At 68.4% G+C, this 23581-nt stretch carries 21 protein-coding genes; 11 read left to right on the top strand and 10 right to left on the bottom strand.

The annotated features are described in order from the left end of the window. Positions 1 to 18 precede the first annotated feature (18 nt). Positions 19 to 357, bottom strand: a complete 339-nt coding sequence (locus OP79_RS08690) for a YnfA family protein (protein ID WP_033319656.1) — start codon at positions 355 to 357, stop codon at positions 19 to 21. Between the two features lie 97 nt (positions 358 to 454). Between OP79_RS08690 and OP79_RS08685 the strand changes: the two genes are divergently transcribed. After that, on the top strand, positions 455 to 994 hold the full coding sequence (locus tag OP79_RS08685) for a MarR family winged helix-turn-helix transcriptional regulator (protein WP_245685251.1): 540 nt from the start codon (positions 455 to 457) through the stop codon (positions 992 to 994). Positions 995 to 1177: 183 nt separating this feature from the next. Here OP79_RS08685 and OP79_RS08680 read toward each other — a convergent pair whose 3' ends face one another. After that, positions 1178 to 1585 (bottom strand): winged helix-turn-helix transcriptional regulator, encoded by a 408-nt coding sequence (locus OP79_RS08680; RefSeq protein WP_033319466.1) that lies wholly within the window; start codon positions 1583 to 1585, stop codon positions 1178 to 1180. A 137-nt stretch (positions 1586 to 1722) separates the two neighbouring features. On the opposite strand from OP79_RS08680, the gene OP79_RS08675 reads away from it, so the two are divergent. Then, positions 1723 to 2628: an NADP-dependent oxidoreductase gene (locus tag OP79_RS08675; protein ID WP_033319465.1), complete on the top strand. Its 906-nt coding sequence runs from the start codon at positions 1723 to 1725 to the stop codon at positions 2626 to 2628. A 48-nt stretch (positions 2629 to 2676) separates the two neighbouring features. Here the strand turns inward: OP79_RS08675 and OP79_RS08670 are convergent, their stop codons facing one another. Continuing rightward, entirely contained in the window at positions 2677 to 3498 is an 822-nt protein-coding gene (locus OP79_RS08670) for a helix-turn-helix domain-containing protein (protein WP_033319464.1), read from the bottom strand. An 84-nt stretch (positions 3499 to 3582) separates the two neighbouring features. Here OP79_RS08670 and OP79_RS08665 point away from each other — a divergent pair, with 84 nt between their 5' ends. Then, positions 3583 to 4212 carry a TIGR03086 family metal-binding protein gene (locus tag OP79_RS08665; protein ID WP_051744515.1) on the top strand — a complete coding sequence of 210 codons (630 nt, stop codon included), beginning with the start codon at positions 3583 to 3585 and terminating at the stop codon, positions 4210 to 4212. Between the two features lie 162 nt (positions 4213 to 4374). Here OP79_RS08665 and OP79_RS08660 read toward each other — a convergent pair whose 3' ends face one another. Continuing rightward, complete coding sequence (locus OP79_RS08660; protein ID WP_033319463.1) at positions 4375 to 5247, bottom strand: polysaccharide deacetylase family protein; 873 nt, start codon at positions 5245 to 5247, stop codon at positions 4375 to 4377. 527 nt (positions 5248 to 5774) lie between these two features. Between OP79_RS08660 and OP79_RS08655 the strand changes: the two genes are divergently transcribed. After that, a complete protein-coding gene (locus tag OP79_RS08655; protein WP_033319462.1) occupies positions 5775 to 6641 on the top strand; it encodes an LAGLIDADG family homing endonuclease in 867 nt (288 codons plus the stop codon). Between the two features lie 46 nt (positions 6642 to 6687). Here OP79_RS08655 and OP79_RS08650 read toward each other — a convergent pair whose 3' ends face one another. Next, positions 6688 to 7881, bottom strand: coding sequence for an RtcB family protein (locus OP79_RS08650; RefSeq protein ID WP_033319461.1), 1194 nt, complete (start codon positions 7879 to 7881; stop codon positions 6688 to 6690). Between the two features lie 170 nt (positions 7882 to 8051). On the opposite strand from OP79_RS08650, the gene OP79_RS08645 reads away from it, so the two are divergent. The 3 genes from OP79_RS08645 (at position 8052) to OP79_RS08635 (ending at position 11506) form a co-directional block, all read left to right on the top strand. Continuing rightward, a complete protein-coding gene (locus tag OP79_RS08645) occupies positions 8052 to 8978 on the top strand; it encodes a hypothetical protein (RefSeq protein ID WP_033319460.1) in 927 nt (308 codons plus the stop codon). Positions 8979 to 9096: 118 nt separating this feature from the next. Beyond that, entirely contained in the window at positions 9097 to 9948 is an 852-nt protein-coding gene (locus tag OP79_RS08640; RefSeq protein WP_051744514.1) for a hypothetical protein, read from the top strand. Positions 9949 to 10096: 148 nt separating this feature from the next. Further along, entirely contained in the window at positions 10097 to 11506 is a 1410-nt protein-coding gene (locus OP79_RS08635; RefSeq protein WP_211270762.1) for a DUF2637 domain-containing protein, read from the top strand. Between the two features lie 75 nt (positions 11507 to 11581). Here OP79_RS08635 and lysS read toward each other — a convergent pair whose 3' ends face one another. Continuing rightward, a complete protein-coding gene (gene lysS / locus OP79_RS08630) occupies positions 11582 to 13327 on the bottom strand; it encodes a lysine--tRNA ligase (RefSeq protein ID WP_033319458.1) in 1746 nt (581 codons plus the stop codon). Between the two features lie 606 nt (positions 13328 to 13933). Here lysS and argS point away from each other — a divergent pair. After that, positions 13934 to 15712: an arginine--tRNA ligase gene (gene argS / locus OP79_RS08625; protein WP_033319457.1), complete on the top strand. Its 1779-nt coding sequence runs from the start codon at positions 13934 to 13936 to the stop codon at positions 15710 to 15712. A gap of 125 nt (positions 15713 to 15837) precedes the next feature. Here argS and OP79_RS08620 read toward each other — a convergent pair whose 3' ends face one another. Next, entirely contained in the window at positions 15838 to 16290 is a 453-nt protein-coding gene (locus tag OP79_RS08620; protein ID WP_033319456.1) for a peptidoglycan-binding domain-containing protein, read from the bottom strand. 298 nt (positions 16291 to 16588) lie between these two features. Here OP79_RS08620 and OP79_RS08615 point away from each other — a divergent pair, with 298 nt between their 5' ends. The 3 genes from OP79_RS08615 to OP79_RS08605 all read left to right on the top strand — a co-directional run bounded on the left by OP79_RS08615 (position 16589) and on the right by OP79_RS08605 (position 19534). After that, positions 16589 to 17464 (top strand): peptidoglycan-binding protein, encoded by an 876-nt coding sequence (locus OP79_RS08615; RefSeq protein ID WP_033319455.1) that lies wholly within the window; start codon positions 16589 to 16591, stop codon positions 17462 to 17464. A gap of 29 nt (positions 17465 to 17493) precedes the next feature. Continuing rightward, positions 17494 to 18345 (top strand): helix-turn-helix domain-containing protein, encoded by an 852-nt coding sequence (locus OP79_RS08610; protein WP_033319454.1) that lies wholly within the window; start codon positions 17494 to 17496, stop codon positions 18343 to 18345. A gap of 262 nt (positions 18346 to 18607) precedes the next feature. Beyond that, entirely contained in the window at positions 18608 to 19534 is a 927-nt protein-coding gene (locus tag OP79_RS08605) for a phosphotransferase family protein (protein ID WP_033319453.1), read from the top strand. A 22-nt stretch (positions 19535 to 19556) separates the two neighbouring features. On the opposite strand, the gene OP79_RS08600 is transcribed toward OP79_RS08605, so the two are convergent. The 3 genes from OP79_RS08600 to OP79_RS08590 form a co-directional block, all read right to left on the bottom strand. Then, a complete protein-coding gene (locus OP79_RS08600; protein WP_033319452.1) occupies positions 19557 to 20459 on the bottom strand; it encodes an SAM-dependent methyltransferase in 903 nt (300 codons plus the stop codon). Between the two features lie 311 nt (positions 20460 to 20770). Then, complete coding sequence (locus OP79_RS08595; RefSeq protein ID WP_033319451.1) at positions 20771 to 22675, bottom strand: CocE/NonD family hydrolase; 1905 nt, start codon at positions 22673 to 22675, stop codon at positions 20771 to 20773. Positions 22676 to 22810: 135 nt separating this feature from the next. Beyond that, positions 22811 to 23530 (bottom strand): ABC transporter permease, encoded by a 720-nt coding sequence (locus OP79_RS08590; protein WP_033319450.1) that lies wholly within the window; start codon positions 23528 to 23530, stop codon positions 22811 to 22813. Between the last annotated feature and the right edge of the window lie 51 nt (positions 23531 to 23581).

The following is a 23581-nucleotide window of genomic DNA, read 5'->3' as shown; positions in this document are numbered from 1 at the left end:
AGGCCAGCAGCGCCCCTCTCAGCTGCCTCCCCGGGGCGCGTACATGATCACGGCCATTCCGGCGAGGCAGATCAGAGCGCCGATCACGTCCCACCGGTCGGGCCGGAAGCCGTCCGCGACCACGCCCCAGGCGAGCGACCCGGCGACGAAGACTCCGCCGTACGCGGCGAGAATGCGGCCGAAGTTCGCGTCGGGCTGGAGGGTGGCGACGAAACCGTACGCGCCGAGGGCCATGACCCCGGCGCCGATCCACAGCCAGCCGCGGTGCTCGCGTACGCCCTGCCAGACCAGCCATGCGCCGCCGATCTCGAAGAGTGCGGCGAGGACGAAGAGGGCGGCGGAACGGGCGACGAGCATGCGTGCAGCTTCGCACGGGGCGAGAGCGTGCCGACCGGCCGGTTCCGTCACCTGTTCGCGGGGCTTGCCGGGGGTACCCGGTGGGATACATCCCCGTATGACCCTCTCCAGGTCCATGTCCATGTCCAGGTCCGGCACAACCACCGATGCGCGGCGCAGCCGTCTGCTCTCCGAGCTGGCCACCGAGTCGCGCCGCTGCATGGCCCTGTACGCCCTCTTCAACCAGGCCGTCGCCGACCAGCTGAACCTGCACCCCACAGACCTGCAGTGCCTCAATCTGCTCAGCCTGGAGAGGGGACCGGTCACGACCGGACGCGTCGCCGAGCTGACAGGTCTTACGACCGGATCGGCGACGCGGCTCGTGGACCGGCTGGAGCGGGCCGGGTACGTCGTACGGCAGCGGGACGCCGGCGACCGGCGACGCGTACTCGTGGCGACCGTGCCCGAGAAGGCCGAGGAGTTCGGCCGGATGTGGCGGCGGCTGAGCGGCGACTGGTACGCCCTCTTCGAGGAACTCGGGGACGACGAACTCGCCCTGCTCATCGGTCACATGAGGCGGACGGTGGAGTTCACGGCGACACAGACCGCTCGGCTTCGGGGCGGTCGGCTCGACTCCCTCCCCGAAGCCGATGCCTAGGGCCTGTCCGGCGGGTCAGGTTGCAGGAAAGTGACGGCGCCTTATAAGCCCAGGTGAGCGGGGGCTGGTGCGTCCAGATGCAAGGCGGAGGAGGGCGTCGACGCGGAGCGTCGGCAACCGACGACAACGCCGCAGGTGGGCGTGCCAGCCCCCGCGTCTGCGGCATGATCCGCCGGACAGGCCCTAGGCCTGCGAAGCCTCCGCGTCGTACCGCTCCCGCGCCTCGAAGACCTCCTCGATGTGCCCCTCCGCCCAGTCCTTCACCGCCACGAGGAGACTGCAGAGGTTCATGCCGAGCGGAGTGAGCTCGTAGTCGACGCGCACCGGCACGGACGGCGTGACGGTCCGCGCCACGATCCCGTCGCGTTCCAGTGAACGCAGCGTCTGCGTCAGCATCTTGGGGCTCACCCCCGCGATCTTGCGGCCGAGGTCGCTGTAGCGCATGGGCCCGGAGGCGAGCGCGGCGACGACGAGACTGACCCACTTGTCGCTGATGCGGGCGAGGAGCTGGTTGGTCGGGCAGGCCTTGAGGAACGCGTCGTACTCGAGCCGCGCCTGCTCACGCTGCTGGGCCGCCGTCTTCGTCGCCATGGCTCGTCGCCTCCGGATACCTCTGGGTGACGTACGCACTTTCAGGTGCCTACTTACGGAAAGATAGTAGCTCTTCCTAGGGTTGCCGCAACGGGATGGATACCTGAACAAATCACCTGCAAATGGGGAGAATTGTCATGCGTGCAGCAGTTGTCACGACCTTCGGCGGTCCGGAAGCCGTGGAGATCATCGAGACGGACATGCCGGAGCCGGCCACCGGACAGGTGCGGATCAAGGTCGCGGCCGCCACCCTCAACCCGGCCGACGCGGCGGTGCGCCAGGGCGTCTTCGGTGGCGCGGGCCGGCAGCTCGGTCTGGGCTGGGACGTGGCCGGCACGGTCGACGCGGCCGGCACGACTGTCGGGGCGGCGGCCGACTGGAGTGTCGGCGACGAGGTGGTCGCGCTCCTGTTCGCCATGGGCACGTCCCTCGGCACGCACGCCGACTACGTGATCGTGGACGCCGACGCGGTGGCCAAGGCGCCCACCACAGTCGCCGCCGCACACGCCGCCACGCTCCCGCTGAACGCCCTCACCGCCACCCAGGCCCTGGACCAACTGGACGTCCAGAAGGGCCAGAGCCTCCTGGTGACGGGCGCGGCGGGCGCAGTCGGCGGTTACGCCGTCCAACTCGCCGCCCACCGCGGGATATCCGTGACCGCCGTGGCCCGCGAGAGCGACGAGCAGCTCGTACGTTCCCTGGGAGCGGCCCACTTCGCGTCGCCGGGCGCCGTCGAGGCGGGCAGCGTGGACGCGGTGTTCGACACCGCGGTCCTCGGCGAGGCCGCGCTGGAGTGGGTGCGCGACGGCGGCGCGTACGTCGGTGTCATTCCGCAGGGCGCCCCCGCCTCCGTACGCGGCGTGCGGACCGACGCGGTGTCCGTGACCCCCGACGGGGCACGGCTCACGGAGCTGGTGGCACTCCTGGACGAAGGCGTGCTGACGGCGCGAGTGGCCGAGACGTACGCCCTGGCCGACGCGATCAAGGCGCACGCCCGGCTGGCGGAGGGCGGCGTACGGGGACGGATCGTGCTCGTTCCCTGACGACAGCGCCCCTCCCGCGCCTTGCGCAGCGCTCGTCCCTCACGGGCCCTATAGGGCGCCGCCCTGCGCGTACGCCGTCGGAGGCACCCCCACCGTCGACGTGAAGTCGCGTACGAGGTGGGCCTGGTCGGCATAGCCGAGGTCGGCGGCGAGGGCGGCCCAGTCGATGTCCCGCCGGGTGCCGGCCAGCTCCAGGGCCTCGTGGATCCGGTAACGGAGGATGATCCACTTCGGGCTGACGCCGACGTACGCCGCGAAGAGCCGTTGCAGCGCCCGTACGGACATGCCCTCGGCGCGCGCGAAGTCGGCCACGCGGCGGATCGAGCGGTCGGTGCGGATGCGGTCGACGAGGGTCATCGCGAGGTCGGCCTGCGGGTCGGGCTCCGGGGCGAGTGAGAGCAGGAACGCGTCGAGGGCCGCGACCCGTACGTCCTCGTCATCGGGCGTGAGTACGGCCTCGACGGCGCCCGCGGTCGAGAGAGCCGAGGGGAAGACCTCGTCCAGCGGCAGCCGCCTGCCCGTCCACTCCGTCAGCGCGCGCCCCGGCGCGAAGGGCCGGAAGCCGCCCGGCCGGAACTGCACGCCGCACACGCGCCCCCGCGCCTGAAGCTTCTGCGTGAACAGCTCCAGGCCGATCCCCGCGACCTCGCCGAACGGCTCACGCCCGGTGAAAGCCTGGAAGACGACGTTCACGGAGGGATGCGGGACGACGTGGGACGCGTACGGCGTGGGCAGGTCCCAGTCGATCAGCCAGTAGTGCTCCAGATACGGGCGCAGCGGCTCGGCGGGTTCGCGGCGCCGGAAGCGGACGCGGGAGAACAGCTCGGCGGCGTCGACGATGCCTCGCGTGTCACGTCGGGGAGCGGCCATGGCCGGATCGTATGACGCCCGCAGCGGCTGGGGCTGTCGCATTTCTTCAAGCCGCCGGAGAGGGGGCGTACGTACGGTCACGGTATGACCTACGAGATCAACGAGATCAGTGAGACCAATGCCGGTGTGCCCTCACTCGGTGATCTGCTCGGCACGGCCGCCGCCCAGGCCGTGCCCGTCGTGCGGGCCATCCCGGACGCTGCCCTCACCCATCCGACGCCGTGCGCCGATTACGACGTGAAGGCACTGGTCAACCACCTCTTCCATGTGGTCGTGGAGTTCCGGGAGCTGGCCGCCAGGAAACCGGCGGACTTCACCAGTACGCCCGACCGGGTCGGAGCGGGCGACGACTGGCGGGACGGGTTCGCGGAGGCGACGGCGCGACTGGTCGAGGCCTGGTCACAACCGGGGGCCGAGGAAGGGACCACGGGAGCCATGGGGCTGCCTGCGCGGACGGTCGGCTGCATGGTGCTGCTCGATCTGACGGCGCACGTCTGGGACCTGGCGCGGGCGACCGGCCAGGAGTACCGGCCGGATCCGGTGGGCACCGGTGTCCTGCACACCCTCGGCGAGGCCGTGGCCGAAATGGCGCCCACGGCCCGGCAGATGGGCATGTTCGCCGAACCGGTACCCGTACCGGAGGGCACGAACGCCTTCGACCGACTGCTGGCGGAGACGGGCCGCGACCCACGCTGGGCCCGGACCGGGCGGTAACGGGGGCGGGCACCGGGCACCGGGCGGACCATCACCGAGGCGCGGGCCGCGAATTCGAGACGGCTGCCCTCGGGAGCCGGGGAGGCATCGTCGGGAAAGTGTGACACCTCCGCGGGAAGCGTCACACTTTCCCGGCGATGGGTCCTGGCCACCCGTCCATGACTAACGCCCGCCCGGCCGCCGGCTCCCTGACCACTGCTCCTGAACACCCCGGTAGTCGATCACGAAGACCCCCTCCTCCCGCAGGAGTTCACGAGCTTCGGCCGACATCAGAAACTCATGATCGGTCTGCCGCACACGCCACCCCCCGGGCTCGACCACCCGCGACTCCGCGTCCCCCACCCCGGGATGCACCGCCCACTCACTGAGCCCGACCGGCAACTCCCGCAGCAACCGGGCATACCGAGCCGCCTTGCCATCGAGCCCCAGCGAGAAGCTGTCGAGGAAGTCGTTGTCGGTGACCGGCAGCCCGCGCACCCTCCGCCGCCCGGCCTCACCCCAGACCCGTACAGCCAGCCCGTACTCGCCGGCCAACGCCAAGGTCAACTCGAAAATGTCGCCCCGCCCACCATCGGCCAGGCAATGCCAGTCCAGATGAGTAGGCGCCAACCCGGCCTCCAGCACAACTTCGACCTGCGCCCGGAACTCGACCTCGACCTCCTCGATCCGAGCCCGCCCAAGCAACTCCTCACACCTGCCCGGCGAGAACAACTCCCCCGCCTCATCGAGCAACGACCCAACCCGCTCCTTCGAGGCAACCGGCCCCCACGCCCCCTCCCGCTCCGCCTCGCACACCAACGTGAGATGAATCCCGAACGGAATCCCCGGCCGCTCCCTCAACAACCGCATCGCCTCTCCAGCCCCAGGACACGGCACCATCAGGCTGCACGAACTTCCGATCCCGCCCTCGATCGCCTCGACGACGGCGACATTGACCCCGCGGCGCATCCCGAAGTCATCGCAGTTGACGATGAGGACACGGGCGTCGGCGGGAAACCCCAACAACTCACTGGACAGCACGACGGGTTCAGTCACCCCCGCAGTGTGAACTCCACGGACGAAAACACGCTCGCGATTTACGCGGCTACGCGTGCGTGCCGAGGTGGTGTCCACAGATGTGGTGTTGCGGAGGCGGGCGTGGCGGTGGCTCTGTGGACGCGATGGTGGGCCCTGGGCGTACTGAGTCCCACAGCGTGAGCACATCTCCCCGCAGTGTTCACGCACCGCACATTTGAGCGCCCGAAGGACACACTCCCCCTCACTGTTCACGCTTTCTGCGGGACAGGGGTCATGAGCCCGCGACGCGTATACGCCCTGGGGTTGTGCGTCCGCGTGGGACTGCCCGGACAATCGCCCCCGCCAGCGGTACACCACTCCCGCAGACGCCCGCACGGGGCGACAAGAAGCGCATCACATAACCCACAAGGGTGAACCGGATGGATCACCCATACGGGGTCTGAACTCCCGATCTAGGCTCGCGCCACAACATCAAAAACGACGGCCCTCGGCCGGGACCGGCATCCCAACCGAGGGCCTGACCATCAAGGAAGTAGGGCTTCCCTGTGGCTGAACGCGAGCCTAACGCGCACCAATTCACGCTCGATGACGCCCTCGGCGTCGACACGACGGGGTTCATGGACCTCGAAGACCCCAACTACGCCTACATGTTCGGCTTTCTGCAGGCAGACGGGCACCTCTCAGCTCAGTCGCGGCAACGAGGCCGTCTGACGGTCGAGATCAACGCGCAGGACATCGATCTCCTGCGGGAGTTTCAGAAGCTGACGCCGTACAACAGCAGCATCACCGAACGCACTCGGTCCACCAACTTCGCGGCCACCCACCACTCGGCCGTCTGGAGCCTGCACTCACTCGAAGCCAGGACCAAGCTCAACGAACTCGGCCTGCCATACGGTCGCAAGTCGAAGAAGATCACGCCCCCACGTGTCGAGTTCTCACGCCGCGACTACCTCCGCGGCGTCATCGACGCCGACGGCTCGGTGGGGTACACGAGCAAGGGCGTTCCCTTCATCTCTCTGACCACGGCCAGCACAGCCATCGGCGCTTACTTGTGCTTCTACGCAAGGAAGATCACGGGCGCCGAGCGCCACCCGCGGCCCAACCAGCGGGATGGCATCTACAACATCACGTACTCGGGTAAGGCTGCCCATGCCTTGAGCGGACATCTCTATTACTCGGGCTGCCTGTCTCTGAAGCGCAAGCAGTCAGCTGCCGATAGCGTCGCGAACTGGGTTCGCCCGACTGGCTGGAAGCCAGGGCCAGAGCGGATCCAATGGACTTCGGAAAAGGACAAGGTCCTGCTCTCCGTACCAACAATCGATGACGCCTGCGCCGAGTTGGGCCATTCCCAGAACGCGTGCCGAGCACGGCTCACGAAGCTGCTCGACGGCATGGTGCCGCTACCCAAGTAAGCAGCACTGTGGGGTGAGGCCCATGCGCCGAGCCCCACCGACGTAGCTAGCCCTTCACACACACGACCTGCTTCAGCTTCGCCACGACCTCCACGAGGTCGCGCTGCTGATCGATGACCTGCTCGATCGGCTTGTACGCGCCTGGTATTTCGTCCACGACACCGGAATCCTTACGGCACTCCACGCCCCGCGTCTGCTCCTCCAGGTCCTTCGTCGAGAAGCGACGCTTCGCCGCGTTGCGGCTCATGCGCCGACCCGCGCCGTGCGAGGCCGAGTTGAAGGACTTCTCGTTGCCGAGGCCCTTCACGATGTACGAGCCGGTGCCCATCGAGCCCGGGATGATGCCGTACTCGCCGGCCCTGGCGCTGATCGCCCCCTTGCGAGTGACGAGCAGGTCCATGCCCTCGTAACGCTCGCGGCTCACGTAGTTGTGATGACAGCTCACCTCAGGCTCGAAGGTGACCCGGGCCTTCTTGAACTCCCTGCGGATCACATCCTTGAAGAGAGCCATCATGATCGACCGGTTGTACTTCGCGTACTCCTGCGCCCAGTAAAGATCGTTCTGGTACGCCGCCATCTGCGGAGTGTCCGCGACGAAGACCGCGAGATCCCGGTCGATCAAACCCTGGTTGTGCGGAAGCTTCTGGGCAATGCCGATGTGATGCTCAGCAAGCTCCTTGCCGATGTTCCTGGACCCGGAGTGGAGCATGAGCCAGACCGAACCTGTCTCACTTATGCAAACCTCTGCAAAGTGATTTCCGGATCCGAGCGTTCCCATCTGCTTTGTGGCGCGTTCCTGACGGAATTTGACCGCTTCGGCGATCCCGTCGAACCGCCCCCAGAAGTCATCCCACCCACCGGTGGCGAACCCATGCAGCCGCTCCAGCTCCACAGGACTGTCATGCATCCCCCGCCCCACCGGAATAGCCTGCTCAACCTTCGACCGCAGCCGCGACAGATCCCCCGGCAGATCATTCGCCGTCAGCGACGTCTTCACCGCCGACATCCCGCACCCGATGTCGACCCCGACCGCCGCAGGACACACAGCCCCCCGCATCGCGATGACCGACCCAACCGTCGCGCCCTTGCCGTAATGCACGTCCGGCATCACAGCCAGCCCCTTGATCCACGGCAGCGTGGCGACGTTCTGGAGCTGCTGGAGGGCTCCGTCCTCGACCGACGCCGGGTCCGTCCACATGCGGATCGGGACCTTCGCTCCTGGTACCTCTACATATGACATAACGTCCTCATTCCCCCGTAAAGCAAACAAAGTTCGGGCATCGCAAATACCGGTGGCAAGGTCTACGAAAGGGGTGACCGACCGGCGTTCACAGCCGTGCGTGCGATAGACATTGTGGTCATCGGCCGCCTTCGGGCGGCAAGCGAATAAGCAGAGCGAGAGGAGCCCCCGTGCAGCGGAAGGCGTACGTATTCGGCGTCGCCGCGCTCCTCGTGGCGACGGTGACGCTGGCCGGCTGCACCGGTTCGGACGGCGGCGAGGAGCCGCCGGACTCGAAGCAGGACGGTTCGGGTACGACGGCCAGCGCGGCGGAGCCCGGCCGGTACCGCACGCTGCCGGAGCCGTGTGGTGCCGTCGAGCGGGGCACGCTTGATTCGCTGTTGCCGGGGCTCAAGCAGGTCACGGACGCGGAACAGCGGGAGGAGGCGTATGCGGGGGCGCCGACGCTGACGTATGACACGGACCGGAAGGTCGGCTGTCGTTGGACGGCGGAGGCGGCGAGCGCGACGGATCGTCTGTGGGTGGACTTCGAGCGCGTGACCTCGTACGAGAACGCCTTGAGCGACGACAGCCGCGCCTCGCAGCTCTATGCGGCGAAGGAGGAGGTGGCGGATCTGCCCGTACCTGTTCCGTCCGAGAGCGTCTCTCCGACCACGACCCCGAGCACGGATGAGTCCGGCGCATCGGACGAGGCGGCGGACGAAGCGACGGGCGGCGCGGCAGACGATACGGCTGGCGACCCGTCAGGCGATGCAACAGGCGGCGCGGACGACGGTGCGGATGACGGCGACGGCGGTTCTCCCGCCCCCACCGACGACCCGAGCGCCACGTCGAGCTCCACCCCCTCCCCCAGCGAAACCCCTGCCGCTCTTCAGCCCCGCACTCTCGACGATCTCGGCGACGAGGCCTTCTTGGACGATGCGCTGAGCGCTTCTCGGCAGCGCACGGTGACTGTGGTGTTTCGCACGTCCAATGTGATCGTGACGATCCGGTACGACGAGCAGCCGACGAGTACGACGGACGTCCCGAGCAGCGAGGACATGCAGAAAAAGGTGCGGGAACTGGCGGGCCGGCTCGACGACACGTTGAACGAGTAGTGGTCGTCTCGGGGTCGTGAGGCTGGGCGGAATGGAAGTCACATCCGTCTCGTACGGCGTACCGTGGCCCCTCGGACCCGACCGCACGCACACAAAACGCGTCTTGAGTGAAGGAACCATGCACCGACCCGCACGACTCACCCGCATCCTTGTCAGCGCAGCCGTTGTTCCGGTGGTGCTCGTCGCCGCAGGCTGCTCCTCGGATTCCGGTTCCGACTCCGGATCCGGTGGTTCCGCGAAGAAGGACTCCGGCGCGAAGGCGTCTGCTTCCGCATCGAAGGCGGCGGTGGTGAAGGAGGCCGCGTACGCGCAGTTGCCGGAGCCGTGCAAGGTGTTCTCGTCGAAGACTCTGGGCGAGCTGGTGCCGGAGGCCTCCAAGTCCGGTAAGGAGGGCAGGTCGGACGACACGGCGACGCGTGGCAGCTGTTCGTGGGACAGCCTGGAGGACAAGGGCGTGAAGGGTTCCCAGTTCCGCTGGTTGAGCGTGTCCCTGTTGCGCTTCGAGTCGGACCAGACCCGGGGTACGGGCGAGAAGCTGGCGTCGACGTACTACGCCGATCAGGTCCAGGACGCGAGCGCGGAGACCGGTGCGACGAACGCCAAGTCCGAGCCGGTGTCCGGTATGGGCAGCGAGGCGACGTCGGTGAGTTACGACCTGAAGAAGAAGGAAGGCATCTTCAGGCAGCAGGTGGTCGTGGCCCGGGCCGAGAACATCGTGGTGTCGGTGGATTACAACGGCGCGGGTCTCGCGGGTGACAAGACCCCGAGCGCGGAGGACCTGTCGAAGGCGGCGCTGAAGGCGGCGAAGGAGGCCGTGGAGGCGGTGGTGACCGCCAATCAGGGCGGTGGTTCGGGGTCGGGTTCCGGCTCCGGAGCGAGCGCGAGTCCGAGCAAGGGCGCGAGCGAGACCCCGGCCAAGGATGCCAAGCCTTCCGCCTCGCCCAGCAAGTCTCCGGCGAAGAAGGACTGAGAAGAGGGGCTGAAGGGGTGGTCCCGCCGTATACCGAAGCCGTACCGAAGCGGTGGCGGCGCCCTTCTTGCAACCCGTAGGCCGCACGCGTGTGCCACCCTGTTCCGCGCAACACGTCGCAACATGTCGCAAAGGGAGAGGAGTACGGGTGGCCGCGCCAATGGAGCTCACCAGGACGCACCGGATCCTCATCGGGGTCGTCGTCTTCGGGGCGGTCGTCATCGCTGCTATCGGCTTCGCCGGTTCGTACGCGGCGGTGCGCGAACTCGCGCTGGAGAAGGGTTTCGGGAACTTCAGTTACGTGTTCCCGATCGGCATCGACGCGGGTATCTGCGTCTTGCTGGCCCTGGATCTGCTGCTGACCTGGATCCGTATCCCGTTCCCGTTGTTGCGTCAGACGGCGTGGCTGCTGACGGCGGCGACGATCGCGTTCAACGGTGCCGCCGCCTGGCCGGATCCGCTGGGTGTCGGTATGCATGCGGTCATCCCGATCCTGTTCGTGGTCTCGGTGGAGGCGGCTCGGCATGCGATCGGCCGGATCGCGGACATCACGGCCGACAAGCACATGGAGGGCGTACGGCTCACCCGCTGGCTGCTCTCCCCCGTGCCGACCTTCCTTCTGTGGCGTCGGATGAAGCTGTGGGAGCTGCGTTCGTACGACGCGGTGATCAAGCTGGAGCAGGAACGTCTCGTCTACCGGGCGCGTCTCCGTTCCCGTTATGGCCGCGCTTGGCGCCGTAAGGCTCCGGTGGAGTCCCTGATGCCGCTGCGTCTGGCGCGCTATGGCGTGCCGCTGGCCGAGACCGCGCCTTCGGGTCTCGCGGCGGCGGGCATAGAGCCGGTGCTGCTGCCTCCGGCGCCGCGCCAGTCGGATCTGGAGCTGGAGCGGGCCGACCGGGCGGTGGACACGGCGGCTCCCCGGCGCGAGCAGCGTCCCGACCTCGAGGGCACTCCCGTTCCCGCGCCCGAGCAACTGGAGTACGCGCAGGAAGCGCAGGAAGCACCCCAGCCCGACCAGAACCCGTGGTTCAAGCCCCCGCAGGAGGTCTCCTACGAGGGCGGCTACGACCCGTCGTACGAGCCCGAGGAGCAGCAGTACGAGGGCCGGCAGAACGACGAGCGGTGGTACGAGGCCCAGCAGGTCCAGGATTTCCAGCAGGCTCAGGAGTTCCAGGAATTCCAGCAGGCTCATCAGGTCCAGCAGGTCCAGGAGTACGAGCCGGGCCCTGAGGACACGGGCAGTTGGCGCATCCCGTCGGGTCCGGGCGGCCGTACGCGGCAGCTGGGCGAGGGTGGCGGTCCTCCGGAGCCCGAGCAGCTTCCCATCCCGGGGCGGCGCGAGGAGCCCAGGCTGCCGGACGACATGTCCCGTGAGGACGCGTACTACCAGGTGTTCCGTCAGTCGATCAACGGTCAGGGTCTGCCTACGACGAAGGAGTTCGGCGCGAACATCGAGGCCGCGTACGGCGTCTCGCTCAGCGACAGCTCCCTCAAGCGCTACATGAACCGTTTCCAGAACCGTCTGAACGCGGAACTGGAGGAGGACCACATCGCGTAACCGTCGTCGTCTGTACGTGGCTGGGGCCCCGGAATTCTCCGGGGCCCCAGCCACGTATCACCAGCTCTCCGACGCTTACGCGCCGAGCAGCTTCCGTACCCGGTCCGCCCCCACGGCGAGCAGCAGCGTGGGCAGTCGGGGGCCGGTGTCGCGGCCGACGAGGAGGTGGTAGAGCAGCGCGAAGAACGAACGCTGGGCGGACTTGATCTCCGGCGGCAGTTCCTTGGGCGTGGCGTCCGGGGGGAATCCGGCCTGGACCTTGGGTACGCCGTACACGAGGTGCGTCAGCCCGTCGAGGGACCAGTTCGAGTCGAGTCCGTCCATCAGCAGCCGGAGCGATTCGCGGGCCTGGTCGTCGAGGGACTTCAGGAGTTCGACGTCCGGCTCGTGACGGACGACGGTGCGCTGCTCGGCCGGTACCTGGGTGTTGATCCACGCCTCGGCCTTGTCGTACCGCGGCCGTACTTCGTCGAGTGAGGCGAGCGGGTTGGTGGGGTCGAGGTCGCTGAGGATGCGCAGGGCCTGGTCCTCGTGGCCTGCGGTGATGTCGGCGACGGAGGCGAGTGTGCGGTACGGCATGGGCCGCGGGGTCTTCGGGAGTTCGCCCGCGGCGGTCCGTACGGCGCGGGAGTGGGCGGCGATGTCGGCGGGCAGGGCGGTGCTGTCGGCGACCTTGGCGTTCAGCTTGTCCCACTCGTCGTAGAGCCGCTGGATCTCCTGGTCGAAGGCGATCTTGAAGGACTGGTTGGGGCGGCGGCGGGCGTACAGCCAGCGCAGGAGCTGCGGCTCCATGATCTTCAGGGCGTCGCCCGGGGTGGGCACGCCGCCGCGGGAGGACGACATCTTCGCCATGCCGCTGATCCCCACGAACGCGTACATGGGGCCGATGGGCTGCTTGCCGCCGAAGATGCTGCCGACGATCTGTCCGCCGACCTGGAAGCTGGAGCCAGGAGACGAGTGATCGACACCGCTCGGCTCGAAGACAACGCCTTCGTACGCCCAGCGCATCGGCCAGTCGACCTTCCACACCAGCTTGCCGCGGTTGAACTCGCTGAGCCGGACGGTCTCGGAGAAGCCGCATTCGGTGCAGGTGTACGTCAGCTCGGTGGTGTCGTCGTCGTACGCCGTGACCGTGGTGAGGTCCTTGTTGCAGCCGCCGCAGTAGGGCTTGTACGGGAAGTACCCGGCGGACCCGGTCCCGTCGTCCTCGGCGGCGGCCCCCGACCCCTCGGCGGCCTCGAGCTCGGCCGCGTCGACGGGCTTCTGCCCCTGCTTCTTGCCAGTCGGGGCCTTCTTGGTCCGGTACTGGTCGAGGATCGCGTCGATGTCCGCCCGGTGCCGCATGGCGTGCAGGATCTGCTCGCGGTAGACGCCACTCGTGTACTGCTCGGTCTGGCTGATCCCGTCGAACTCGACGCCCAACTCGCCCAGGGCGTCGATCATGGCGGACTTGAAGTGCTCGGCCCAGTTGGGGTGGGGGGAGCCCTTGGGGGCGGGCACGGAGGTGAGCGGGCGGCCGATGTGCTCGGCCCACGACTCATCGATCCCGGGGACGCCGTTCGGCACCTTGCGGTACCGGTCGTAGTCGTCCCAGGAGATGAGGTGCCGGACTTCGTACCCGCGCCGCCGGATCTCGTCGGCGACGAGGTGCGGCGTCATGACTTCCCGGAGGTTTCCCAGGTGGATGGGGCCGGAGGGGGAGAGCCCGGACGCGACGACGACAGGTTTGCCCGGGGTCCGACGCTCCGACTCCTCGATGACCTCATCCGCGTAACGGGAGACCCAGTCGGTGGTCTCGGTGCTCTGACCCACGATCGGCACGTCCTTCTTTCCTCAGGGATTCGCCATCGCCCGGCGCGACGTTGTTCCGCCGGGCTGACCACCCCATTCTCCCAGCTCCGCCACCATCCACGAAAACGCCTTTTCACGGCCCCCGTCCCTGGGGCTTCGCCCCAGACCCCACCAGGGGCTGCGCCCCTGGACCCCCATCGGCCTGAACGGCCTCGTCCTCAAGCGCCGGACGGGCTGATTGATGCCGGCCTGGGCTGCCAAGTGCCCCCTGGGCAAGGATCTGCTTGGGCAGCGGAACCTCAGCTGCGGAAATCAGCCCAGGGCCGCGCAAAAGCAGAATTCAGCCCAAGTTCGCGGAATTCAGCTCAGGTGCGCGGAAAATCAGCCCCTCCGGCGTTTGAGGAGCGGGGGTCCGGGGGCTGGCCCCCGAAACGGGGTCCGGGGCGGAGCCCCGAAGGGGGTCTGGGGGCGCAGCCCCCAGCGGGGGTCCGGGGCCGGCCCCGGGATGGGACGGGTAGGGGCGGCGGGGGCGAAAACACCCCGCCCAACCCACCCGCGCGCACAAAAAACCGCTTTACCCCCCATGGGATACTGGCAACATCCACCCGCACCCGAGACGAGAACGGCACCCACCCCATGGCCTCGGTCACGTCCCTCACCGCCCACGTCCACCAGCGCCTGGCGGCCGCGCTCACGGCCGCCCTCCCGGCGGCCGGCGCCGACACCGACGTCGACCCCCTGCTGCGACGGAGCGACCGAGCCGACTTCCAGGCCAACGGAATCCTGGCGCTGGCGAAGAAGGTGAAGGCCAACCCGCGCGAGCTGGCGAGCAGTGTCGTCGAGCGGGTCGTGAGCGGTGACGTGATCAAGGGCATCGAGGTGTCGGGCCCCGGCTTCCTCAACATCACGATCACGGACAAGGCGATCGTCGAGAACCTCGCGCAGCGCGCGACGGACCCGGTGGCCCGCCTCGGCGTGCCGTACGCCGAAAACCCCGGCACCACGGTCATCGACTATGCCCAGCCGAACGTGGCGAAGGAGATGCACGTAGGCCATCTCCGTTCCGCGGTCATCGGCGACGCCCTGGTCCAGATCCTGGAGTTCGTCGGCGAGACGGTCGTACGCAGGCACCACATCGGCGACTGGGGCACCCAGTTCGGCATGCTCATCCAGTACCTGATCGAGCACCCGCACGAACTCGATCACAAGGACAGCGAGGTCTCCGGCGAGGAGGCCATGTCGAACCTGAACCGTCTCTACAAGGCGTCCCGCACGCTCTTCGACTCCGACGAGGCGTTCAAGACGCGGGCGCGCCGCAGGGTGGTCGATCTTCAGGCGGGTGATCCGGAGACTCTGGCTCTGTGGCAGAAGTTCGTGGACGAGTCGAAGATCTACTTCTTCTCGGTCTTCGACAAGCTGGACATGGACATCCGGGACCCGGACATCGTCGGCGAGTCGGGTTACAACGACATGCTGGACGAGACGTGCCGCCTGCTGGAGGAGTCGGGCGTCGCGGTCCGCTCGGAGGGTGCGCTGTGCGTGTTCTTCGACGACATCAAGGGCCCGGACGGCAACCCGGTCCCGCTGATCGTGAAGAAGTCGGACGGCGGCTACGGCTACGCGGCGACGGACCTCTCCGCGATCAGGGACCGCGTCTTCAACCTGAAGGCGAACACCCTGCTGTACGTGGTCGACGCCCGCCAGTCCCTGCACTTCAGGATGGTCTTCGAGACGGCGCGCAGGGCGGGCTGGCTGAACGGCGACACAAAAGCCGTACAGCTGGCGTTCGGCACGGTCCTCGGCAAGGACGGCAAGCCGTTCAAGACGCGTGAGGGCGAGACCGTACGACTGGTGGACCTGCTGGACGAAGCGATCGACCGCGCCACGGCCGTCGTACGGGAGAAGGACACCCAGGGTCAGCTGTCCGAGGAGGAGATCGCCGAGCGCGGTGCGCAGGTCGGCATCGGCGCGGTGAAGTACGCGGACCTGTCGACGTCCGCGAGCCGCGACTACAAGTTCGACCTGGACCAGATGGTGTCGCTGAACGGCGACACGAGCGTGTATCTGCAGTACGCGTACGCGCGTATCCAGTCCATCCTGCGCAAGGCGGGCTCCACCGAACCGGCCGCGCACCCGGAGCTCGAACTGGCCGACGCCGAGCGGGCCCTGGGCCTGCACATCGACCGGTTCGCGGAGACGCTCGCGGAGGCCGCCGCCGAGTACGCGCCGCACAAGCTGACGGCGTACCTGTACCAACTGGCGGCCCTGTACACGTCGTTCTACGACAAGTGCCCGGTCCTGAAGGCGGACACCCCGGCCCAGGTCGAGAACCGTCTGTTCCTGTGCGACATCACGGCCAAGACCCTCCACCAGGGCATGGCCCTGCTGGGCATCAGGACGCCCGAGCGACTCTGAGATCCAACGGAACCGCGGCCCGTCCTCTCCCCCGAGGGAGGACGGGCCGCGGCGTGTTCGGTCACACGCACCGGAGGCGGCGGGGCCTGCCCTCCGGGCGGACGACGGGTCTTCCGCGACAGGTCCTAGGAGGCCATGTCGTCGGCGAACCGCGCGAACGCGGCCTTGGTCCCCGCTCCGGCGATTCCGTCGATCGCGCCGGTGTAGCCGTAGTGCTGCTTCAGCATGCGCTGCAGCGCCTTCACCGTGCCGCTTCCGACGATTCCGTCGATCGCGCCGGTGTAGCTGTAGTGCTGCTTGAGGTAGCGCTGCATCGCCTTCCAACTCTCGGTGCCGAGCAGCCCGTCGACCGCGCCGGTGTAGCGCCAGTCCCTCTGCAGGATGCGCTGGAGGTTCTTGGCCTGCTCCTTGCTCAGGCCGAGGTTGTTCACCGCGAGCGGCGTGACGGCCCCGGCGCTCGCCACCGCCTTCGTGTCCTGCGCGGGTGCCGCGAAGCTGGTGCCGGCGGCCGTCAGGCTTCCGCCGGCGATCCCGACGACGGCGGCGACACTGACGAGCGTCCTGGTCATGGCTCGCATTTCGTTTCCCCTTCCGATGGGCGGAGCCGACCGCACCGGCCGGCTCGGAAACGAGACTGCGGGCCGGGGAGAGGAGTCGCCACAGTTGCCGCAGAAGTGACGTCACCGCGGGACGTCCCATGCGCTGACCTGCGAGGTTGCTGTCTGCCGAGTCGGTACGGCGGGACGGCTGTGGCGGGCGGTGGCCGATTCCGTACGGGTGTGGGAACCGCTGTCCGGTGTGGGCCGTGGTTGCCGATGCAGAATGCGATGGGGAACGGGGTCCCGGACCAGGGACCGCAAACGCGAGTGGGGGAACATGCCGCGTTGGAAAGAGCTGCCCACCGAACTTGATCCGCGCGTCCGCCAGTTGGTGGTGCGCCTGCGTCGGCTGAAGGACCACAGCGGGCTGACCATGCGGCAGTTGGCCGCGAAAACGGGGTACAGCGCGAAGTCGTGGGAACGGTATCTGGGCGGAAGGTCGCTGCCGCCCCGGGAGGCCGTCGAGGCGATGGCCCGGATCGAGGGCGACGATCCGACACGGCTGCTCGCGCTGCACGAGGTCGCCGCCGAGGCCTGGGGAGACAGACGGGGAGCCGCATCCGCACCGGAAGCACCCAGGACAACCGAAGCAACAGGAACCGCCGAAACGGCGGAAGCGGTGGAAACGGCGGAAGCGACCACGGCCGTGCCGGAGAGCCTTCCGGCCGGGACCAAGAAGGCGCGGCTGCATGTACCTTCACCGCGCGTCGCGCTCGTGGCGGGCGCGTTGACCCTGATGGTGGCCGTTTCTGCGGCGGTCCTGGTGGTCACACGGCCCGCGGACGGCGCGGGCAGAGCGGCGGCGGACCCCCACGCCCCGTCCGCCGCGGCAGCGTCGTCGTCGCGGTCGAAGCCCACGTACACCTGCCGGGTGGAGCGGATCGACGACCACTGGTACGCGGGCAACAGCCGCACCCAGGACTCCCTCCTGGCGTACGGCCACGCCGGGCCGAAGGTGGCCGAGGCACAGTGCCTGCTACGCCGGGCGGGCATATCGCCGGGGAAGATCGACGGGATCTACGGCCCGCTGACGCAACGCGCGGTCAAGATCATCCAGAAGCGGGCCGGGTTACCCAACGACGGCCTCGTCGGCCCGCACACCTGGAAAGCCCTCCGGACCGGCCCGCAGGCCTGGAAAGCCCACCAGGGATGACAGGGGGGACGACACGGAATGACACCGGGATGACTGGGCCGACACCGTCACCGGAACGCGCACGACTGGCCGCCGCGCTACGGGAGTTGAAGGTACGCACGGGCCTGAGCCTGGCCGGTCTGGCGGAGCGGACCGCGTACAGCAAGTCGTCCTGGGACCGCTACCTGGGCGGCAAGGCGCTGCCGCCACGCCAGGCGGTGCAGGACCTGTGCCGTCTTGCCCGCGAACCGGACAGTCGGTGCCTCGCGCTGTGGGAGATCGCGGAGTCGGGGTGGAGCGGGCGCGCGACGGACGGTACGGATACGGGTGCGAATGCGATCCCGGCCCCGAATCCGCCTCCGCCTCCGCCTCCGCCTCCGCAGGAAGACAGGCATACCGGTCACAAGCGTGCAGTCATGGCCGTCCTCGCGTCGGTGTGTGCCGTGGCCGTCGGAAGCGTGACGGTGGCCCTCCTTCTTCTGCCGCGCCAGGACGCCGAACCGCGGTCGTCCCGGTCCCCCTCCCCGGCATCGTCCGCTCCCGGACCCCGCTGCCGGGGAAACACCTGTGAGGGCCAGAACCCGAGCCACATGTACTGCCACGATGCGGACACCCTCGCCACGCGTCGCACGGCCACCGGGGCTTGGATGCAACTGCACTACAGCGAGAAGTGTGAGGCCAGTTGGGCCCGGACATGGAGTACGCGCATCGGCGACCGACTGGAGATGACGGCGGGCGGTCCCGTCCGCAGCGCCGACATCACGGATGACATCGACACGGAGTCCTACGTCTTCACCGACATGGCCGCGACTCGCCCCGGAACGACTGTCCGGGCCTGCCTCCTGTCCGGGGCGAGCGGCAAAAAGGAGTGCGTAAGCGCTTCGCTGGAAGCACAGCGATGAACCTGCGGGCCGGTGGAGGCTGGTCGCTCCCCCACTCTCGGCTGCGCCGCACATCGCCTTGCTCTCTCGAAAAGGCACGGCAAGTCATGGCAAGTCATGGCCAAAGGTTGAAGTGTCTGATCTTGTCCCGGAGTATGCGATGCTGCGGGGCGGCGCAGGCCCTCGACCGAGGAACCTCACCTCCGAGGGACCCCAACTGCGGGAAAACAAAGCCCTGTTGATCGCTTTGGATCGATTTGGATCGCTAGCTGGGAGAGCACCCATGCTGCCACTCGTGGAGACCGGCGAGGAGCTGGACGCAGTCGTCCGCGACGAGGCGCTGCTGCGCCCCGCCGTCGCGGACCTGTGTGAACGACTCGGCCTGGCCGGGCAACGGATCGTCCGCTTCGAGGAGGGTTCGCTGCCGGTGTACGCCATCGGTGAGGCGCACGTGGTCAAGCTGTATCCCGCGTTCGAGCAGAACGAGTGCGTACGTGAGGAGAAGGTGCTCAGCCACCTGTACGGCAGACTCCCGGTTTCGACACCGCAGTTGCACTCGGCGGGCGCGTACAAGAACGGCTGGCACTACGTCCTGATGTCCCGTCTGCCCGGCGTGGACCTCGATCAGGAGTGGCCGCGGATCCCTTCCGCGGACCAGGACCGGATCATCACGGAGGCCGCCGAGACCCTCGCCGCGCTGCACGCCCTGGACCCGGCACCGATCGCGGCCGCCGTGGGCCCGGCGGACTGGCGCACGCTGATCGCCGCGCAGCGGGCGCAGGCGGTCGAGCAGCAGCGGGCCGTCGGCCTCTCGCCGGCGTGGCTGGAACAGATCCCCTGGTTCCTGGACACGGTCCCGCTGCCGCCTCCGCCGCGACGCGTGCTCCTGCACACCGAGTTCACGCGCCAGCACCTGACGGTGGACCCTCACGGCTGGCGCCTGACCGGCCTGTTCGACTTCGAACCGGCCATGATCGGCGACCCGGCGTACGACTTCGTCGGCGCGGGCCTGTTCCTGACGAGCTGCGACCCACGCCTGTTCAAGCGGTTCTACGACGCGTACGGCCGCCCCCCGTTCAACCCCCGCACCCTCATGGCGTACGCCCTCCTGCACATCTACAGCAATCTGCCCTGGTGCCTCCGCGAACTCCCCGCCCCGCCGAAGCCGACGCTGGACTCGCTCGCGGAGACGTGGTTCGGCACGTACTGACGGCGCCCCGGCCTCTCTGCCTTTATGCCTTGCGGCCGGCCGCCGCGTAGACGTTGATGTCGGCGTCCGTCACGTCGTTGATGTCCCGGTAGCGGATCTTCTCGATGTCGTCGAGGGTCTCGAAGTCGGCCGGGGCCACGGCTTCGGGAGCGGGCGCCGGGCTGGGGTGCCAGTGGTGGACGGGGACGACACCGGGCTCGTCGAGCTGGACGCCGGGCGTCTCGGTGAAGAACCGCTCGACCTCGTCCTTGGAGCGGAGCACGAACGTGAACCCGCGCTCGGTGTACGTCCGCTGCACCGCGCGGATCTTGTCCGGGTTGAGGTCCTCGGTGATGTGGCTGAGTACGAGACGGCTCCCGGACGGCAGCGCGTCCATCAGCTCGCGTACGACCGGGTACGCCTCCTCGTCCTCGACGAAGTGCAGGATCGCCACCAGCGCGAGCGCGATCGGCTCGTCGAAGTCGAGGGTCTTCGCGGCCAGTTCGAGGATCTGCGCGGGGTTCTTGAAGTCCGCGTCGATGTAGTCCGTACGGCCCTCGGGCCCACTGGTCAGCAGGGCGCGCGCGTGCGCAAGCACCACCGGGTCGTTGTCGACGTACACGACCCGCGACTCGGGGATGATCCGCTGGGCGATCTGGTGGACGTTCTCGGCGGTCGGCAGTCCCGTGCCGATGTCGAGGAACTGCCGGATGCCGTCCTCCTGGACCAGCCGGGTCACGGACCGCCGCATGAAGTCACGGTTGTGCCGCACATCGAGGTAACCGCGCGGATTGGCCGCGAGTGCCGCGGCCGCGGCGGCGCGGTCGGTGGGGTAGTTGTCCTTGCCCCCGAGGAAGACGTCGTAGACGCGTGCCGGGTGCGCCTTGGTGGTGTCGATCCGCCTCCTCAGCTCGGCGGGGTCCTGGCTGAGAGCATCACCGCTCATGGAGACCTTCCCTCTTCAGTTCATCAGAACGCAGCTCATCAAATAGGCAACAAGCTAACTCCTGGGGCGACTTGATGGTGCCCGGCCGCTGCGCTCGGCTTGGGTGGGGTTCCGGTGGGCCCGTACCCGAGCCGTGAATGTCGCGTAGGGTCGCGGGTTTCGCGAGTACGACTGGTTCTGGCGCGGGCTGCTGCTCGGCGGGCTGCGGCGGACAGCCCTTCAACGCCCCGCACGGCCGTCCCGGTCGCGCCTGGCAGGGGCGACCGGGACGGCTCACGCGCGCCGACGCGGCGCGGTGCGGCGACAGCGGATCAGCGGTCGTCGCGGGTCGGCGGCACCGTGAACGCCGGGGAACCGGCGGGCAGTTGCACCGTGTACTGGCTCAGATAGGTGTCCAGGTAAGGTGAGCGCTCGCCGCCGGTGGCGATGTCGTCGGCCGGGTCGTCCAGGGCCAGTTCGAGCCGCGCGTCCTTGATCCTGACCTTCTGCTTGGACGGTGTGTCGAGCCAGTCGCCGGTCTGCACGGAACCGATCTCCACGGCCAGGGTGTGTCCGGCCTTCAGGGTCCAGTCGGTCGACTTGAGGTCGAGGGCCGGCCGGTCCGAGTCCAGCCGGGAGACCTGCTCGTCGAACATGACGGCGGTGCCGTTCTTGGCCACGTCGTACAGCTTGACCATCACGTTTCCCTCCCCCTCGACGGTCATGGAGACCCGAGGGGTGCCGGTGATACGCGTGGCCTGATCGACCGGCTCGGACCACTTGAAGAAGCTGGACGTGACCTCACCGGCCTTCTGCCTCTTCACCTGCGCCTCGGCCAGTCCCTTCGGGACGGCCGGCACGCTGCTGGAGGCGTTCTCCGAGTCCCCCTTGCCGGACGGCTTCGCAGCCTTCGGCGGCTTCGTCCTGCCGGACGGGTCCAGGGCCCGCATCGCGGAGGTGCCGCCGTCGTCCACGTACGAGCCGCCGCCGAGCCGGAGGGTGGCGGACCTCTCCACGACCGGCCACGTCTTCTGGGCGCGCCAGGCGCCGGTGTTGTCCTCGACGGCGTAGGCCGGGTGGCGGACCTCCGGCTCGGTTCCCTTCAGGTACTGGTCGTAGAAGGAGAGCGTCTCCTTGAACCAGCCCTCGCGCCCCATGGCCAGGCGCCCGTCTTCGGTACGGTCGTTGCCGCGCACGTGGTCCCACTGGCCGACCCATCCGCGCTCGGGGCCCTTGTGGTTGGCGAGGAACTCCTGCATCCCCTCGGGCTTGGTGTTGTCCTCGATGAAGCCCTGGGTGAAGAACAGCGGGGTGTCGGTGCCCTTGGCCTTCTTCGCCGCATCGCGAGCAGTCCAGTACGCGTTGTCCGGGTCGGTGATGCGGTACCCGGCCAGGTTCTCCGTGAGGCACTCCGGATGGCTTTGCTCGTACCGGGAGTTGGCCCGGTAGCGCGCGTCGTCGTCCGGCATCTGTGGGAGCGAGGCGATGGCGTTGTAGGTGGTGGCGCTCGTGACGACACGTGAAAGGGGCACGCCGCCCGAGTGGATGAGCCGGTGGTTGTCCCACACGGGCTCCTGGGCGACGACGGCCTTGAGGGCGTCCTGGTCCAGGTTGTTGCCGATGAGGCCGGTGAGCGCGTCGAACGACTTGCCGTACATACCCACCGCGCCCGTGGACCACGGCCGGCTCGCGCTCCAGTCGATCGCGGCCTTGACGTCGGCCTGGTCACCGGGTCCGCCGAAGTCGAGGCAGCCGGTGGAACCGCCGAAGCCGCGCGTGTCCACCATGACGAAGGCGTAGCCCTGGTCGAACAGGTCGGTGCCCTTGATGAAGTCCTGGAAGCGGTTCGAGGGGCCGGTGTGCTTCCAGTCCTCGGGGGCGATCTGCCCGGAGTGCCCGAAGTAGGCGCCCGCCGACAGGATGACCGGCACCCGTTTGCCCTTGGGCAGCTTCTCCGGCAGCAGGACGTCGGCGTGCAACTCGATACCGGAGCCGTCCGAGGACGGGAAGTAGTGCTGCGTCCAGACGGAACCCTCCGGGACGCGGTCGTTCTCTTCGTGCGTGACGCCATCGGTGGCGGTGGCGGTGGCTAAGCCCCCGGCGGGCTTCTGCGCTGTGGAGGCGGGCTCGGACGCCTTGCCCGAGGTGGCCGCGGCAGGACCGGTGAGCGTGCCGGTCAGGGCTGAGGCGGTGACGAGTGCGGAAGCGGCCCAGGCGGCCGCGCGTATTTTCTTCACTTGTTCCTCCGGAGGTGGGTGCGGACAGAGTTGGGCTGCGGAGCGATACGGGAGCGATACGAGGGCGCCGACCGGGCAGAGATCCGGCCCACCGCCCGCAGGATGGTGAGGGGCAGCCGCGGACGCGCAGGGTCGTCAGCGGCGCGGTTCCCAGCGGAAGAGGCGGGAGGCCAGCGCGACGGCGACGATGACCCAGCTCAGGGTGGGCAGCAGCAGAGGCAGGGAGTCCGCCACCGGAACGCCGCCGTTCCAGGCGTTGAGGACCAGCTCGGTGGCCGAGCCGCCGGGGAGCAGCCGCTTGAGCAGGGTGAGCTCCTCGGTGCCGGTGATCCCTACCCAGCTGGCGACGGCGATGGCGCCGAGGCTGACGGGCAGCGTGGTCACCTGGGCGTGCTCGGGGGAGTTCGTCAGTCCCGCCGTGGCCAGTCCCAGGCCGAGCATCATGATCACCGTCGAGAGGACCGCCGCCACCAGGAGGGGAACATTGGTCGGCCCGCCGGCGACCGCGGCCAGCACGATGAGGATCGCGGTCACCTGGACCAGTGCGAGGACGGTGACCGGGAGCATCAGCCCCGAGAGAATGCCGGCGTCGCTCGCCGGGGTGGAGCGCAGCCGCTTGAGGAAGAGGTTCTGACGGCGCGAGGCCAGAGTGGTCACCGTGGTGGTGTAGAGCCCGAACGCGCCCACGGTGAACATCACCACCGCCGCGATGTACCCGAGACTGCCCAGGTCCGCAAAGGTTTCGTGCTGGTGGATGAAGTACGCGCTGACCGCCACGGGCATGATGAAACTGGTGACCAGAACCAGCCGGTTCCGGAAGACCTGGATCAGCTCGCCAAGAGCGATTGAGAGCATGGTGAAGGTCCTTTTCTAGGGAAGTTCCGGGAGTGGTCTGAGCAGCCTTGG

Origin of the sequence: Streptomyces yerevanensis, assembly GCF_000716805.1 — a bacterium.
In the GTDB taxonomy this organism is placed as follows: Bacteria; Actinomycetota; Actinomycetes; order Streptomycetales; family Streptomycetaceae; genus Streptomyces; species Streptomyces flaveus.
Note: the sequence above shows the minus strand (reverse complement) of the source record. Positions and strands in the feature narration are given on the sequence as shown.